Below are 14,729 nucleotides of genomic sequence, written 5' to 3'. Positions count from 1 at the left end.
CATGCCCGGCCACCCCCCTTCGGACACTGGCTGTCAGCTACCCGATCCGCGGGTCACGTACTCCGTCGGGATCACCGCTTCCCCGCGCGAGAGCTGGGTCGCGGAGAGCGGCAGACCGGCCAGCGCGGCCACATGCCGGTCGCGTACGACGTCCAGAGGCTCGCGGAAGACCACGTCACCGCCCTTGATCAGCTCGACCAGCAGCTGCCGGTCGGCGAGTTCGGCCGGCATCCCGCCCGTGCCCACGACCTCGGCCTCCGCGACCCCGTCCGCGTCCAGCCGCCGCGCGGCCCACTTGCGGCCGCCGACGGAGGTCTTGCCGCCGCTGGACTTCTTGGCCACAGGTACAAGCGGCGCCTTCGGGTCGTCGGACCTCGCGCGGGCGACCAGCTTGTAGACCATCGAGGCCGTCGGGTGCCCGGACCCGGTCACCAGCTGCGTGCCGACGCCGTACGCGTCCACCGGCGCCGCCGCCAGCGAGGCGATGGCGTACTCGTCCAGGTCCGAGGTCACGATGATCTTCGTGTCGGTGGCGCCCAGCTCGTCCAGCTGCTGCCGCACCCGGTGCGCGACCAGCAGCAGGTCGCCGGAGTCGATGCGCACGGCGCCCAGCTCGGGCCCGGCGACCTCGACGGCCGTGCGGACGGCCTCGGCGACGTCGTAGGTGTCCACGAGCAGGGTGGTGCCCCGGCCGAGCGAGTCGACCTGGGCCCGGAAGGCGTCCCGCTCGTGGTCGTGGAGCAGGGTGAAGGCGTGCGCGGAGGTGCCGACGGTCGGGATGTTGTAGCGGAAGCCGGCCGCCAGGTCGGAGGTGGAGGCGAACCCGCCGACGTACGCGGCGCGCGCGGCGGCGACGGCGGCCAGCTCGTGGGTGCGGCGGGCGCCCATCTCGATCAGCGGGCGACTGCCCGCGGCCGAGGACATCCGGGAGGCGGCCGCGGCGATGGCGGAGTCGTGGTTGAGGATCGAGAGGATCACGGTCTCCAGCAGCACGCACTCGGCGAAGGAGCCCTCGACGCGCATGATCGGCGAGCCCGGGAAGTACACCTCGCCCTCGGGGTAGCCCCACACGTCACCGCTGAACCGGTAGCCGGCCAGCCACTCGAGTGTCGCCTCGTCGACGATGTCCCGTTCCTGGAGGAAGGCGAGGATGTCCGCGTCGAAGCGGAAGTTCTCCACGGCGTCCAGGACACGCCCGGTGCCCGCGACGACGCCGTAGCGCCGTCCGTCGGGCAGCCGCCGGGTGAAGACCTCGAAGACGCTGCGCCGCTCGGCGGTGCCCGCCTTGAGGGCGGCCTGCAGCATCGTGAGCTCGTACTGATCCGTGAAGAGCGCCGTCGAGGGAACGTCCACCGGCAGCCCAAGGTCCGCTGTGTTCATGGCAGGAGATGCTACCCCACTTCGCGTCAGTGTGACGATTTGTGGGGGCCATGGCAGCATGGGCAGTGTGACGTCACCCGCTCCCCTTGAGATCGAACGGACCGAATCGGCGGAGGAGGTCTCCGCCGTACCCGAGCCGGACGTCCCCTGGGTCACGATCGTCCACAACGACCCGGTCAACCTCATGAGCTACGTGACGTACGTCTTCCAGACGTACTTCGGCTACTCCAAGGACAAGGCCACCAAGCTCATGCTCGATGTCCACCACAAGGGCCGGGCGGTCGTCTCCAGCGGTTCCCGCGAGGAGATGGAACGCGACGTGCAGGCCATGCACGGCTACGGTCTGTGGGCCACCCTCCAGCAGGACCGGAAGTAGCGAACCGACTTCATGCCAGGACACTTCGAACCGCTCCCCGGCGGCGGCGCGGCCGTCGCCCTCGACGACGTCGAGATCTCCATCATCCGGTCGCTGGCCGTGCAGCTCCTCGAGCTCGTCGGACCCGGCCCCGGTGAGGACGCGCCCGACGACCCGCTGGCCGAGCTCTTCGCCGAGGGCCCCAGCGAGCCCCCCGCGGACCCGGTGCTGCGACGGCTCTTCCCGGACGCCTACAGCGACCCCGAGGGCCCGCCCGCCCGTGCGGAGGACGCGGAGGAACAGCGGGAGTACTCCGCCGAGTTCCGCCGCTACACCGAGAACGACCTGCGGGCCGGCAAGCGCGAGAACGCGCTCGCGGTCGTCCGCTCGCTGGACGCGCTGACGCCGGCCGCCGACGGCGGGGCGGTCCTCAAGTTGTCGGGCGAGGAGTCCCGGCAGTGGCTGAGCTCCCTGAACGACCTGCGCCTGGCGATCGGCTCCCGGCTGGAGATCACCGACGAGGACGACACCGACCTCCTCTACCGGCTCCCCGACGAGGACCCGCGCAAGCCGATGGTGATGGCGTACCTGTGGCTGGGCGGCCTCCAGGAGACGCTCGTTTCGACCCTGATGTCGTGACCTTCGCGATGTCCTGATCTGTCGCACTCCGGCGTTCGCTCAGAGGACGCTCAAATCCGGATAACGATCACGTCACCGCGGCGGCCTTCTATGCCTCCGCGGGCGACCTTTGTCCGCTTCTCCCTGTGTTCTGTGCCACATGTCACAGCAGTGATCATTGTTGCGGCCGTGATAAATCTTCACGACCGCCCGGCGAACACCACCCATGTTCGGCCGGGTGCGCCACCGAGCCGGCGGATCGCCGGCCAGGCACGGACGGGTCCGCAAAACCCGCCCAGCTCCATCAATCCGGGGGGATCGAGACCCGATCCGAGGCCGACGAGAGGCCCGGGTCGGCATGGAGAAAGGCGCACCACACATGACCTCCGCCCAGGTCGAGAACGAGGAGGCCCCGCAGCGGGCCGAAGAGGGGTACGAGCGCGGACTCGGCAGCCGCCAGGTCCAGATGATCGCCATAGGCGGCGCCGTCGGCGTCGGCCTCTTCCTAGGAGCCGGGGCGAACATCGCCAAGGCCGGACCCAGCCTCATCTTCATGTACGCCCTCGCGGGCGTGATCATCTTCTTCATCATGCGGGCGCTCGGCGAGCTGCTCCTGTACCGCCCGGTCTCGGGCTCCTTCGCGGAGTACTCCCGCGAGTTCCTCGGCCCGTTCTTCGGCTACTTCACCGCCTGGACGTACTGGCTGATGTGGGTCGTGACCGGCATGGCCGAGCTGACGGCCGCCGCGATCTACGTCAACTACTGGTTCCCCTCCGTCCCCCAGTGGACCACCGCCCTGGTCTTCCTGGTGGTGCTCTTCGGGGTCAACCTGATCTCCGTCAAGCTCTTCGGCGAGCTGGAGTTCTGGTTCTCGATGGTCAAGGTCACCGCGCTGATCGGCATGATCGTCATCGGCCTCGGCGTCCTCACCTTCGGCTTCAGCGCCGCCGGCGACACCGCCTCCGTCGCCAACCTCTGGCAGTTCGACGGCTTCTTCCCCAAGGGCGTCGGCTCGTCCCTGATGACGCTGCAGGGCGTCATGTTCGCCTACCTCGCCGTCGAGCTGGTCGGTGTCACGGCCGGCGAGTCCGAGAACCCGGAGAAGACCCTTCCCAAGGCGATCAACACCCTGCCCTGGCGCATCGCGCTGTTCTACGTCGGCGCCCTCACCGTCATCCTGTGCGTGGTGAAGTGGACCGAGTTCGCGGAGGGCGTCAGCCCCTTCGTGAAGGCGTTCGCGGTGATCGGCATCCCGGCCGGCGCGGGCATTGTCAACTTCGTCGTGCTGACCGCGGCCCTGTCCTCCTGCAACTCCGGCATGTACTCGACGGGCCGCATGCTGCGCAACCTGGCCGACAACGGCGAGGCCCCGAAGGTCTTCAGCAGGCTGTCCGCCTCCAAGACCCCCGCGTTCGGCATCACGGTCTCCGTGCTCTTCATGGGCATCGGCGTGGTCCTCAACTACGTGGTCCCGGAGAAGGCCTTCGGCTACGTCACCTCGGTGGCCACCGCGGCCGGCATCTGGACCTGGCTGATGATCCTGGTCAGCCATGTCCTCTACCGCCGCGCGGTCGACGCGGGCCGGCTGCCCGCCTCGTCCTTCCCGGCCCCGGGCGGAGCGGTGTGCTCGTACATCGCCATCGCGTTCCTGCTCTTCGTCACCGGCCTGATCGCCTACGACGCCGACTCCCGCATCTGCCTCTACGTGATGGCCGGCTGGGCGGTCGCCCTCGGCATCGGCTGGGCGGTGCTCAAGGCCCGCAATCCGGAAGTGACGGAACGGCGCGAGCCGACGCTGGAGAAGGTGGGCTGACGCTCACTCCGTGCCTTCACCGCGGACGCCGGCCACAGCGGGTACTCGTGGCATCCGCTGCGGCACCGCTCACGGCGTCCGGCATTCGGGCCGTCCCGTACCACGCCTCGGTACGGGACGGCCCTTCTGCATATCCTGGCGAACATGCTGACCATCACCCAGGCCCTCGTCGACCAGATCGTCGCGCACGCGCGCAAGGACCACCCCGACGAGGCCTGCGGCGTCGTCGCGGGCCCGGCGGGCTCGGACCGCCCCGAGCGCTTCATCCCGATGCTGAACGCGGCCATGTCGCCCACGTTCTACGAGTTCGACTCCGGCGACCTGCTCAAGCTCTACCGCGAGATGGACGACCGCGACGAGGAGCCGGTGATCGTCTACCACTCGCACACCGCGACCGAGGCCTACCCCTCCCGCACGGACATCTCCTACGCCAACGAGCCAGGAGCCCACTACGTCCTGGTCTCCACCGCCGACACCGACGGCCTCGGCGACTTCCAGTTCCGCTCCTTCCGGATCGTCGAGGGCGAGGTCACGGAGGAGGAGGTCACGGTGGTCCAGGCGTACTGATCTCGAACACCGGATGAAAATAGTCCGGCATGTGAGATCACACTCCGGACGGCCGACCGGGAATCGATACGATGACCCCATGGTTCTCCACGACGTGAGCGAGAAGACGCCGGGCATGCTGCTCGTGGCGCGCCTGCACGTCGACCTGTGCAGGCTCGCCAGCGCCATCTGTTGACGCTGCCCTGCCGCCGTACGGCCGTGAGCCGCGGCACCGACGTACCACCCCGCACGCTGCGCCGCCGCGCGCCCACAGACCCGACGTAATCATCGACAGGAGCCCTCAGCCATGGCCATCGAGGTCCGCATCCCGACCATCCTCCGCACGTACACCGACGGCCAGAAGGCGGTGGAGGGCAACGGGGACACGCTCGCCGCGCTCTTCACCGACCTCGAGTCCCGGCACACGGGCATCCAGGCCCGCATCGTGGACAACGGCGAGCTGCGCCGTTTCGTCAACGTCTACCTGAACGACGAGGACGTCCGCTTCCTCGACGGCATCAACACCAAGGTCGCCGACGGCGACAACGTCACGATCCTGCCGGCCGTGGCCGGCGGCATGGCCTGATCCCGGATGCGTTACGACTCCCCGCTGGCCGCGGTGGGCAACACCCCTCTGGTGCGCCTGCCGCGGCTGTCGCCGTCCGCCGACGTCCGCATCTGGGCCAAGCTGGAGGACCGCAACCCCACCGGCTCGGTCAAGGACCGCCCGGCCCTGCACATGATCGAGCAGGCGGAGAAGGACGGCAGGCTGACCCCGGGCTGCACGATCCTGGAGCCGACCTCCGGCAACACCGGCATCTCCCTCGCCATGGCCGCGAAGCTCAAGGGCTACCGCATCGTGTGCGTGATGCCGGAGAACACCTCGCAGGAGCGCCGGGACCTGCTCGGCATGTGGGGCGCCGAGATCATCTCCAGCCCGGCCGCGGGCGGTTCCAACACCGCCGTGCGGGTCGCCAAGGAGCTCTCCGCCGAGCACCCCGACTGGGTGATGCTCTACCAGTACGGCAACCCCGACAACGCCGGCGCGCACTACGCGACCACCGGCCCGGAGATCCTCGCCGACCTCCCTTCCGTCACCCACTTCGTCGCGGGCCTCGGCACCACCGGCACCCTCATGGGCGTCGGCCGCTACCTGCGCGAGCACAAGCCGGACGTCAGGATCGTCGCCGCCGAACCGCGCTACGACGACCTGGTCTACGGCCTGCGCAACCTCGACGAGGGCTTCGTCCCCGAGCTCTACGACGCCTCCGTCCTGACCACCCGCTTCTCGGTCGGCTCCGCGGACGCGGTCACCCGCACCCGTGAACTGCTCCAGCAGGAGGGCATCTTCGCGGGCGTCTCCACCGGCGCGGCACTGCACGCGGCGATCGGCGTCGGCAACAAGGCGCTGAAGGCGGGCGAGAGCGCGGACATCGTGTTCGTCGTGGCCGACGGCGGCTGGAAGTACCTGTCGACGGGCGTCTACACGGCGGCGACGACGGAGGAAGCCATCGAGACGCTGCACGGCCAGCTCTGGGCGTAGCCCGTCCTGCGCCCTGCGCCTTGCCGCTCTACGTAGCCAGGTGACGGACCTGGTCCCACAGGACCGGGTCCACCACACCCACCCTGCGCCGGAAGTCCCAGACCGGCACCTCACGGAGCTCGTCGGTCTCCAGGAAGCTGGCGCGCCCCTGCGCGTCGCCCACCGCACCCGGGGGCAGCGGGACCACCCCGGCCCGCTCGTCGTGGTACCTGCTGGTGATCTTCGCGACGGTCGCCCGCTCGCCGTGCACCACCAGCACCAGACAGGGCCGGTCCTTGGCGCCGGGCCCGTCCTCGTAGGGCACGTTCGCCCACCAGATCTCCGCCGGCCGCGGCCGTGTCCCCTTCCGGCCGCCCGGCCGTCCCGGCGGCCGGCTCCGGCGTCCGGCGGGCCGGCGCCCCCGGCCCCAGCCGTCGACGAGCGTGGCGACCAGCGCGAGCAGCACAACGGCCGCGAGCGCGAGCCACCATGACGTGTCCATACGGACGACGGTACCGGCGCGCGATGAGCGCCGCGCGCCCTCTGTCGAACCTGTGCTCGCTCCCCGGCGCCCCACCGCCCCCGGTTCCAGCCGAACCGGTGACACCACAGGTGAGTTCGCCCACAACAGCCCTTGCCAGAGGAGCGACCGGGCGTTTTGCGCCTTACGCTCGACGAACCGCACGACCCCCGTCTCCCGCCAGAAAAAGTTCCCGCCCGCGGAGGTTTCTGCTTCATGAAGCTCACCGTCGTCGGTTGCTCGGGGTCGTTCCCGTCCGCGGAATCGGCCTGCTCGAGCTACCTCGTAGAGGCCGACGGCTTCCGGCTGCTCCTCGACATGGGCAACGGTGCCCTTGGCGAGTTGCAGCGCCACTGCGGTCTTTACGACCTCGACGCGATCTTCCTCAGCCATCTGCACGCCGACCACTGCATCGACATGTGCGCCTACTTCGTGGCGCGCTACTACCGCCACGACGGCGGCCGCTGCGACCCGCTCCCGGTCTACGGCCCCGAGGGCACCGAGCACCGCCTGACCACGGCGTACGCCGACACCCCCACCGCCTCCTCCATGAGCGAGGTCTTCGACTTCCACACGGTCAAGCCGTCCACCTTCGAGGTCGGCCCGTTCACGGTGCACACGGAGCGCGTGGCCCATCCGGTGGAGGCGTACGGCATCCGGGTCGAGCACGGCGGGTCGTCCCTGACGTACTCCGGCGACACCGGGATCAGCCCCGCGCTGGACGAACTCGCCCACGACACCGACCTGTTCCTGTGCGAGGCGGCCTTCACGCACGGCAAGGAGAACATCCCGGACCTGCACCTCAACGGCCGCGAGGCGGGCGAGACGGCGACCCGCGCCGGCGCGCGCCGCCTGGTCCTCACCCACATCCCCCCGTGGACCGACCCCCAGGCCAACCTCCGGGACGCCCGCGAGGTCTTCACCGGGCCGGTGGAACTGGCGGCACCGAGACGCTCGTACGAGATCTGAAGTCCTCACACACGAGGGCCCCGGCACCTTCTCGGTGCCGGGGCCCTCGTCATGCCCTGCGAGCGGGACTCACGCCTTGGTGAGATCCTCGACCTCCTCGTCGGGCTCCCGGCCCGGGGTGGGGAGGTTGAACTTGGTGATGGCGAAGCGGAAGACGACGTAGTAGACCGCGCCGAAGACGAGACCGATCGGGATGATCAGCCAGGGCTTGGTGGCGAGGTTCCAGTTCAGCGCGTAGTCGATGAAGCCCGCGGAGAACGTGAAGCCCGCGTGGACGCCCAGCGCCCAGGTGATCGCCATGGACAGGGCGGTCAGCACCGCGTGGATCGCGTAGAGCAGCGGGGCGATGAACATGAACGAGAACTCGATCGGCTCGGTCACACCGGTCACGAAGGAGGTCAGCGCGAGCGAGATCATCATGCCCATCACGGCCTTGCGGCGCTCGGGGCGGGCCGAGTGGGCGATGGCGATCGCGGCGGCCGGCAGACCGAACATCATGATCGGGAAGAAGCCCGACATGAACTGTCCGGCGGTCGGGTCACCGGCGAAGAAGCGGGTGAGGTCGCCATGCACGACCTGGCCTGCCGAGTTCTTGAAGTCGCCGATCTGGAACCAGGAGACCGAGTTCACGAACTGGTGCATGCCCACCGGGATCAGCGCGCGGTTGATGAGACCGAACAGACCGGCACCGAGCGCGCCGAGGCCGGTGATCCACTCGCCGAAGTGCGAGATGCCTTCACCGATCGGCTTCCAGACCAGGCCGAAGAAGACACCCATGGCGGTGCCGACGAACGCCATGATGATCGGCACCAGGCGGCGGCCGTTGAAGAAGCCGAGCCAGTCCACCAGCTTCTTGCGGTGGTAGCGCTGCCACAGCACCGCGGACAGCAGACCCATCAGGATGCCGCCGAGCACACCGGGGTTGTTGTAGGTCGCGGCTATGTCCGCGCCCTTGAGGACCTTCGCCTCGGTGACCGGGAACGCCTTGAGGACATTGCTGTAGACCAGGAAGCCGACGAGCGCCGCGAGCGCCGTCGAGCCGTCCGACTTCTTGGCGAAGCCGATCGCCACACCGATGCAGAACAGCATCGGCAGGTTGTCGAAGATCGCGCCACCCGCTGTGGCGAACACCGCCGTGACCTTGTCGGGCAGGTTCAGCTTGTCGTGGATGTCCTGCTGCCCGAGTCGCAGCAGGATGCCCGCCGCCGGCAGCACGGCGATCGGGAGCTGGAGGCTGCGGCCAACCTTCTGCAGGCCCTGGAACAGGCCTGAGCTCCACTTCTTCGTGGGGGCCGCCGTAGGCGCGGTGGCGGTGCTCATATACTTCCTCCGGGGTGGTGGTCTACACCACTGAGTGGTGTAGACCTGTTGTAGCAGATGGGGTCCGCATAAAGGAACCCGCGATTCCTGCTACCGGATCGCTACGCGCTGTTGCATGACGAAGGCCCCCGGACCAGCAGGTCCGAGGGCCAATTCCCTTGTCTCGTCAGGCCTTCGTTACGTCCTCAAGCTCGTCGTCCGGCTCCCGCCCCGGCGTCTTCAGATCGAACTTCGTGATCGCGAAACGGAAGATCGCGTAATACACGGCCGCGAAACACAGCCCGATCGGAATCATCGCCCACGGTTTCGTCGCCAGGTTCCAGTTGATGACGTAGTCGATGAGACCGGCCGAGAAGCTGAAGCCGTCGTGGACGCCGAGGCCCCAGGTGACCGCCATCGAGGCGCCGGTCAGCAGGGCGTGGATCGCGTAGAGGCCCGGGGCGATGAAGAGGAAGGAGTACTCGATCGGTTCCGTGATGCCGGTGACGAAGGACGTCAGGGCCACCGACAGCATCAGGCCGCCGATCTCCTTGCGCCGGTGCGGCTTGGCGCCGTGGGTGATGGCGAGCGCGGCCGCCGGCAGGGCGAACATCATGATCGGGAAGAAGCCCGAGGTGAACTGGCCGGCATTCGGATCGCCCGCCAGGAACATGTTGATGTCGCCGTGCACCACCGTGCCGTCCGGCTTGGTGTAGCTGCCGAACTGGAACCAGATGGGCACGTTGAGGAACTGGTGCAGCCCCACGACCAGCAGCGCCCGGTTCGCGACACCGAACACGCCCGCGCCCCAGGCGCCCAGGTCGTGCATCCAGTCGCTGAAGCTCTCCAGCGCGTCACCGATCGGCGGCCAGACCCACAGGGCCAGTGCCGCGCACGCGATCGCCACGAACGCCATGATGATCGGCACCAGCCGCCGGCCGTTGAAGAAACCGAGCCAGTCCACCAGCTTCGTACGGTGGTAACGGGCCCAGAAGTACGCGGCCAGCAGGCCGATGACGATGCCGCCGAAGACGCCCGGGTTCTGGTACGTGAAGGTGCTGACCGTCCCGTCGGCCCCCTGGCAGCCCACCCCGGAGAGCACCTTCGCCCCGCCCGGGCAGTCCTTGGGGAACTGCCGCAGCACGTTGTAGTAGACGAGGTATCCCACGACCGCCGCCAGCGCGGTAGAGCCGTCGGACTTCTTCGCCATGCCGATGGCCACACCCACGCAGAACAGCAGCGGCAGACCGAGCTGGCCGTCGAGCAGCGCGCCGCCCGCGCCCGCCATCACCTTGGAGAGGTTCGTCCAGCCAAGACCCTCGTCCCCGAACACGTCCGGCTGGCCGAGCCGGTTGAGGATGCCCGCCGCGGGCAGCACCGCGATCGGCAGCTGGAGGCTGCGGCCCATCTTCTGCAGTGCCTGGAACGCCGATTGCCACCGGCGACGGGCGGGGGAGATCTCGGTCTCGGCACTCATGAGTTGGCGACCGCCTGCGAGGTGGTGTAGACCAGTTACGACGATTGGGATGCTGTGACGCCATCATTGGTTACGCACGGCGCCATCGCTCGTGAAGTTGGGCCAACTGTGCGTGAGGAGACGTCATGGCCAGCAAGGCTGAGAAGATCGTTGCCGGGCTCGGCGGCATCGAGAACATCGAAGAGGTCGAGGGCTGCATCACGCGTCTGAGGACCGAGGTCATCGACGCCTCCAAGGTGGACGAGGCCGCGCTGAAGGCCGCGGGCGCACACGGTGTCGTCAAGATGGGCACCGCGATCCAGGTCGTCATCGGCACCGACGCGGACCCCATCGCCGCGGAGATCGAAGACCTGATGTGAGCCGCCGGTCCACCCGGACCGGCGCACGGACGAGGGCCCCTCCCACCGCGGTAGGGGTCCTTTCCGCTTCTACTTCTGCGACTAGGCTCGTCGGCATGTCTCGAATCGACGGTCGCACCCCCGAACAACTCCGCCCGGTCAGCATCGAGCGCGGCTGGAGCAAGCACGCCGAGGGCTCCGTCCTCGTCTCCTTCGGCGACACCAAGGTCCTCTGTACGGCCTCCGTCACCGAGGGCGTCCCCCGCTGGCGCAAGGGCAGCGGCGAAGGCTGGGTCACCGCCGAGTACGCCATGCTGCCCCGCGCCACCAACACCCGCGGCGACCGCGAGTCCGTCAAGGGCAAGATCGGCGGCCGCACCCACGAGATCAGCCGCCTCATCGGCCGCTCCCTGCGCGCCGTCGTCGACTACAAGGCCCTCGGCGAGAACACGATCGTCCTCGACTGCGACGTGCTCCAGGCGGACGGCGGCACCCGCACGGCCGCCATCACCGGCGCCTACGTGGCCCTCGCCGACGCCATCGCCTGGGCCCAGGGCAAGAAGCTGATCAAGGCCGGCCGCCAGCCGCTCACCGGAACCGTCTCGGCGGTCTCGGTCGGCATCGTCGGCAAGGTGCCGCTCCTCGACCTCTGCTACGAGGAGGACGTGCGCGCCGAGACCGACATGAACGTCGTCTGCACCGGCGACGGCCGCTTCGTCGAGGTGCAGGGCACCGCCGAGGCCGAGCCGTTCGCCCGCGACGAGCTCAACTCCCTTCTGGATCTCGCGGTTTCCGGCTGCACGGAACTCGCTGTCCTTCAGCAGAAGGCGCTTGGTACCGTCCTGGAAAGGTAAAGGGCGCACCAAGACGAGCGGCGGCCGGGGGCAACCCCGCCGCCCGCCCTCGCGTCCCTACGAGTGCGGGCGCACGGCACACCACCGTGCGCCCGACCAGTACGGGGGGCCTCACCGGGGCCTGGAGACAGGAGGGACCGCAGTCATGGCCGTGAGCCGAGGCCGCCGTATCACCATCGCCGTCGCAGCAGTGGCCGCCGTCGGGCTGACCGCCGGGCTCACCACCGGGTGCGACGCCGTCGACAAGGCGCTGGACTGCGTCCAGACCGCCGACACCATCGCCGACAGCGTCACCGACCTCCAGCAGGCGGTGGAGAACGCCTCCAACGACCCGAGCCGGCTCGACGAGTCCCTCGCCTCCATCGACAAGAACCTCGGCAAGATAGGCGACAAGACCGACAACGCCGACGTCAACAAGGCGGTCGACGACCTGGACAAGGCCGTGTCCAACGTCCGTACGGCGGTCAGGAACGGCGACAACACCCCCGACATCAGCCCCGTCACGGACGCGGCCGGCGAGCTGACCAAGGTGTGCACCTCGTAGGAGACGGGCGCGGGAGGCAAGGGCGCGGGGGAGACGGGCGCGGTGAGCCGGAATACTGGCTCTCATGACGCGCTTGATCCTCGCCACCCGCAACGCCGGAAAAATCACCGAACTGAGGGCGATCCTCGCCGACGCAGGCCTGAACCACGAGTTGGTGGGGGCGGAGGCCTACCCCGACATCCCCGACGTCAAGGAAACCGGCGTCACCTTCGCGGAGAACGCGCTGCTGAAGGCGCACGCCCTGGCGCAGGCGACGGGCCTGCCCGCCGTCTCCGACGACTCCGGCCTCTGCGTCGACGTCCTGAACGGCGCGCCCGGCATCTTCTCCGCCCGCTGGGCCGGCCGGCACGGCGACGACAAGGCCAACCTGGACCTGCTGCTGGCCCAGCTCTCGGACATCGCGGAGGAACACCGGGGCGCGCACTTCGCCTGCGCGGCGGCGCTCGCCCTGCCGGACGGCACCGAGCGCGTGGTCGAGGGCCAACTCCGCGGCGTCCTGCGCCACACCCCCGAGGGCACCAACGGCTTCGGCTACGACCCGATCCTCCAGCCGGACGGCGAGACGCGCACGTGCGCGCAGCTGAGCCCGGAGGAGAAGAACGCGATCAGCCACCGCGGCAAGGCGTTTCGGGCGCTGGTGCCGGTGGTGCGGGAGCTGCTGGGCTGAAGCCTGAGAGGGGGGCGCCCGGCTGGGCGACCCCCCTCTGTTTGTGTGCGGCCGGTGGGACTCGAACCCACACGGGTGTTAACCCACTGGGACCTAAACCCAGCATGACTGCCAAATTCCATCACGGCCGCTCAAAAACGGTCATCACGCTCGACCGGCGGCACTTAGTCTACGGGGCCGTCCGTTCACCCGGCGAGTGGGACTCTGCCCTTCTGGCGACACCACGTCTCTGTCAGCGCATGGCAGTTGGGGCACAGGTATCGCAGGTTTTCCCGACGGTTGTCCCGCCAGTTTCCGTCGACATGGTCGATCTGCAAGGTGAGGGGGCGTCCCCGCCACTGGCCGGTGTTGCCGCACTCCGCACATGCGTATGGCACTCCGATTTCGGCCAGGGCCTGGTGAAGTCGGGTTCTGTTCGTCCGCCCGGCTTGATCGGGTACGACCACCAGCACTCGATGTGCAGTCGGTGGGGGTGCCGGGCGCTCCGGCCGACACCAGGACCTTCGCTTGAAGTGGCTGGTGTCCAGATTGAGGCGAGAGGCCGCGCGCCGTACACGCCGGTGGTTGGTGTCGTTGACGTCCATGTCGAGCCCGCGCATGACGTCGGCGTAACTGGTCGAGGTCCGCACCAGATGCCGCAATTCTTCCTCGGGGATCCTTGCTCGCCGATGGGAGAAGTGGCTCGTGTCGATGCGCCGGGTTGCAAGCATGCGGTTCAGCGTTGCCCTGGAGCGACTGTCATCGGGCACACCCAGAGCCCGTGCCGTACCCCGCACGCTCGTGGCCGAGACTGCTGCTGCCCGCAGTTCTTCCACGGTGAAGGGAAGGTCCGGTTCGGGGCGAGCGACGCCGGGGAAGTGGCTGATGTCGATGCCTGCTGCAGCGATTCGGCGTCGGATGTGGAAGAGGGTTCCGGTGGCCGGGGTGGCACCCAACTCCAGGGCCACTTCCTTCAGCGATGACGACGAGGCCGCAGCGTCGGCGATATCCGCGTCGGGGTATTTGCGCCATGGGCTGCGCTGGACGAAGTGGTTGGTATCAAGTCCATGACGCGCCACCTGTTGCTGCAGCACCCGCCGTTGGCCACCACTCGGGTTGAGACCAAGGCGTCGCATCAGATCGGTCCAGTTGCCTGCCTCGGCCACCAGTGGCGCAAGCCGTTCCTTGCTGTATGTGCCTGATCGTTCCGATGTGCGCCGCACGCCCATGTGCTCTCCCCGTCTCGACTGTCAGTTCGTTACCTCGTACGAGGTAACGAGCCGCTTATCGGACAGTCACGCCCGGAACGTAAAGCGGCTCGCGCCGGGTCGTCCCGGGTGCGAGCCGCCGGCTCGTAAGGAAGGGGAGCGTCAGATCCCCAGATCCTTGATGATCTTCGCCACGTGGCCGGTCGCCCGGACGTTGTACAGCGCGCGCTCGACCTTGCCCTCCTCGTCCACGATCACCGTGGAGCGGATGACGCCCATGTAGGTCTTGCCGTAGTTCTTCTTCTCGCCGTAGGCGCGGTAGGCCTCGGTGACGGTCTTCTCCGGGTCGGCCAGGAGTGTGACCTTCAGGGACTCCTTCTCGCGGAACTTGGCCAGCTTCTCCGGCTTGTCCGGCGAGATGCCGATGACGTCGTAGCCGGCGCCCGCCAGGACGTCGAGGTTGTCCGTGAAGTCGCAGGCCTGCTTGGTGCAGCCTGGCGTCAGGGCCGCGGGGTAGAAGTAGACGATGACCTTGCGGCCCTTGTGGGCCGACAGGGACACGTCGGTGCCGTCGGCGTCGGGGAGGGTGAAGTCGGGGGCCACGTCCCCGGGCTGGAGTCGCTCGCTCATCGGGCAAGCG

At 68.6% G+C, this 14,729-nt stretch carries 18 protein-coding genes and 1 tRNA gene; 12 read left to right on the top strand and 7 right to left on the bottom strand.

From position 1 onward, the window contains the following. Positions 1–33: 33 nt before the first annotated feature. Positions 34–1,380: a nicotinate phosphoribosyltransferase gene (locus ACGFYN_RS14545; protein WP_393866149.1), complete on the bottom strand. Its 1,347-nt coding sequence runs from the start codon at positions 1,378–1,380 to the stop codon at positions 34–36. Positions 1,381–1,438: 58 nt separating this feature from the next. On the opposite strand from ACGFYN_RS14545, the gene clpS reads away from it, so the two are divergent. The 7 genes from clpS to ACGFYN_RS14510 all read left to right on the top strand — a co-directional run bounded on the left by clpS (position 1,439) and on the right by ACGFYN_RS14510 (position 6,255). Further along, positions 1,439–1,756 carry an ATP-dependent Clp protease adapter ClpS gene (gene clpS / locus ACGFYN_RS14540; protein ID WP_393866148.1) on the top strand — a complete coding sequence of 106 codons (318 nt, stop codon included), beginning with the start codon at positions 1,439–1,441 and terminating at the stop codon, positions 1,754–1,756. A 12-nt stretch (positions 1,757–1,768) separates the two neighbouring features. Continuing rightward, positions 1,769–2,374, top strand: a complete 606-nt coding sequence (locus tag ACGFYN_RS14535; RefSeq protein WP_393866147.1) for a DUF2017 domain-containing protein — start codon at positions 1,769–1,771, stop codon at positions 2,372–2,374. A gap of 358 nt (positions 2,375–2,732) precedes the next feature. Next, on the top strand, positions 2,733–4,166 hold the full coding sequence (locus ACGFYN_RS14530; protein WP_393866146.1) for an amino acid permease: 1,434 nt from the start codon (positions 2,733–2,735) through the stop codon (positions 4,164–4,166). Positions 4,167–4,310: 144 nt separating this feature from the next. Next, entirely contained in the window at positions 4,311–4,733 is a 423-nt protein-coding gene (locus ACGFYN_RS14525) for a Mov34/MPN/PAD-1 family protein (protein WP_393866145.1), read from the top strand. Positions 4,734–4,812: 79 nt separating this feature from the next. Beyond that, positions 4,813–4,908 carry a putative leader peptide gene (locus ACGFYN_RS14520; RefSeq protein WP_312025360.1) on the top strand — a complete coding sequence of 32 codons (96 nt, stop codon included), beginning with the start codon at positions 4,813–4,815 and terminating at the stop codon, positions 4,906–4,908. A 111-nt stretch (positions 4,909–5,019) separates the two neighbouring features. Then, positions 5,020–5,298 (top strand): MoaD/ThiS family protein, encoded by a 279-nt coding sequence (locus ACGFYN_RS14515; RefSeq protein ID WP_393866144.1) that lies wholly within the window; start codon positions 5,020–5,022, stop codon positions 5,296–5,298. 6 nt (positions 5,299–5,304) lie between these two features. Continuing rightward, entirely contained in the window at positions 5,305–6,255 is a 951-nt protein-coding gene (locus tag ACGFYN_RS14510) for a PLP-dependent cysteine synthase family protein (protein WP_393866143.1), read from the top strand. 28 nt (positions 6,256–6,283) lie between these two features. On the opposite strand, the gene ACGFYN_RS14505 is transcribed toward ACGFYN_RS14510, so the two are convergent. Then, positions 6,284–6,736, bottom strand: a complete 453-nt coding sequence (locus tag ACGFYN_RS14505) for a type II toxin-antitoxin system PemK/MazF family toxin (RefSeq protein WP_393866142.1) — start codon at positions 6,734–6,736, stop codon at positions 6,284–6,286. Positions 6,737–6,970: 234 nt separating this feature from the next. Here ACGFYN_RS14505 and ACGFYN_RS14500 point away from each other — a divergent pair, with 234 nt between their 5' ends. Next, the gene (locus ACGFYN_RS14500) at positions 6,971–7,723 is read left to right on the top strand and encodes an MBL fold metallo-hydrolase (RefSeq protein ID WP_393866141.1); all 753 of its coding nucleotides are present in this window, start codon (positions 6,971–6,973) and stop codon (positions 7,721–7,723) included. A gap of 69 nt (positions 7,724–7,792) precedes the next feature. Here the strand turns inward: ACGFYN_RS14500 and ACGFYN_RS14495 are convergent, their stop codons facing one another. Both ACGFYN_RS14495 and ACGFYN_RS14490 read right to left on the bottom strand, forming a co-directional pair. Continuing rightward, complete coding sequence (locus tag ACGFYN_RS14495) at positions 7,793–9,043, bottom strand: PTS transporter subunit EIIC (RefSeq protein WP_393866140.1); 1,251 nt, start codon at positions 9,041–9,043, stop codon at positions 7,793–7,795. 166 nt (positions 9,044–9,209) lie between these two features. Beyond that, positions 9,210–10,499, bottom strand: coding sequence for a PTS transporter subunit EIIC (locus ACGFYN_RS14490; RefSeq protein WP_393866139.1), 1,290 nt, complete (start codon positions 10,497–10,499; stop codon positions 9,210–9,212). A gap of 125 nt (positions 10,500–10,624) precedes the next feature. Here ACGFYN_RS14490 and ACGFYN_RS14485 point away from each other — a divergent pair, with 125 nt between their 5' ends. The 4 genes from ACGFYN_RS14485 to rdgB all read left to right on the top strand — a co-directional run bounded on the left by ACGFYN_RS14485 (position 10,625) and on the right by rdgB (position 12,902). Continuing rightward, positions 10,625–10,858, top strand: coding sequence for a glucose PTS transporter subunit EIIB (locus ACGFYN_RS14485; protein WP_393866138.1), 234 nt, complete (start codon positions 10,625–10,627; stop codon positions 10,856–10,858). Between the two features lie 95 nt (positions 10,859–10,953). After that, positions 10,954–11,691: a ribonuclease PH gene (gene rph / locus ACGFYN_RS14480; protein ID WP_393866137.1), complete on the top strand. Its 738-nt coding sequence runs from the start codon at positions 10,954–10,956 to the stop codon at positions 11,689–11,691. A gap of 145 nt (positions 11,692–11,836) precedes the next feature. Beyond that, the gene (locus ACGFYN_RS14475) at positions 11,837–12,235 is read left to right on the top strand and encodes a hypothetical protein (protein WP_393866136.1); all 399 of its coding nucleotides are present in this window, start codon (positions 11,837–11,839) and stop codon (positions 12,233–12,235) included. Positions 12,236–12,299: 64 nt separating this feature from the next. Next, on the top strand, positions 12,300–12,902 hold the full coding sequence (gene rdgB / locus ACGFYN_RS14470; protein WP_393866135.1) for an RdgB/HAM1 family non-canonical purine NTP pyrophosphatase: 603 nt from the start codon (positions 12,300–12,302) through the stop codon (positions 12,900–12,902). Positions 12,903–12,948: 46 nt separating this feature from the next. On the opposite strand, the gene ACGFYN_RS14465 is transcribed toward rdgB, so the two are convergent. The 3 genes from ACGFYN_RS14465 to bcp form a co-directional block, all read right to left on the bottom strand. After that, positions 12,949–13,033, bottom strand: a tRNA-Leu gene (locus tag ACGFYN_RS14465). 54 nt (positions 13,034–13,087) lie between these two features. Then, entirely contained in the window at positions 13,088–14,110 is a 1,023-nt protein-coding gene (locus ACGFYN_RS14460) for an HNH endonuclease (RefSeq protein ID WP_393866134.1), read from the bottom strand. 141 nt (positions 14,111–14,251) lie between these two features. After that, the gene (bcp, locus tag ACGFYN_RS14455; protein WP_393866133.1) at positions 14,252–14,719 is read right to left on the bottom strand and encodes a thioredoxin-dependent thiol peroxidase; all 468 of its coding nucleotides are present in this window, start codon (positions 14,717–14,719) and stop codon (positions 14,252–14,254) included. Between the last annotated feature and the right edge of the window lie 10 nt (positions 14,720–14,729).

Origin of the sequence: Streptomyces sp. NPDC048419, from assembly GCF_043200415.1 — a bacterium.
Classification (GTDB): Bacteria; Actinomycetota; Actinomycetes; order Streptomycetales; family Streptomycetaceae; genus Streptomyces.
This window is presented reverse-complemented; position numbering and strand designations above follow the sequence as displayed.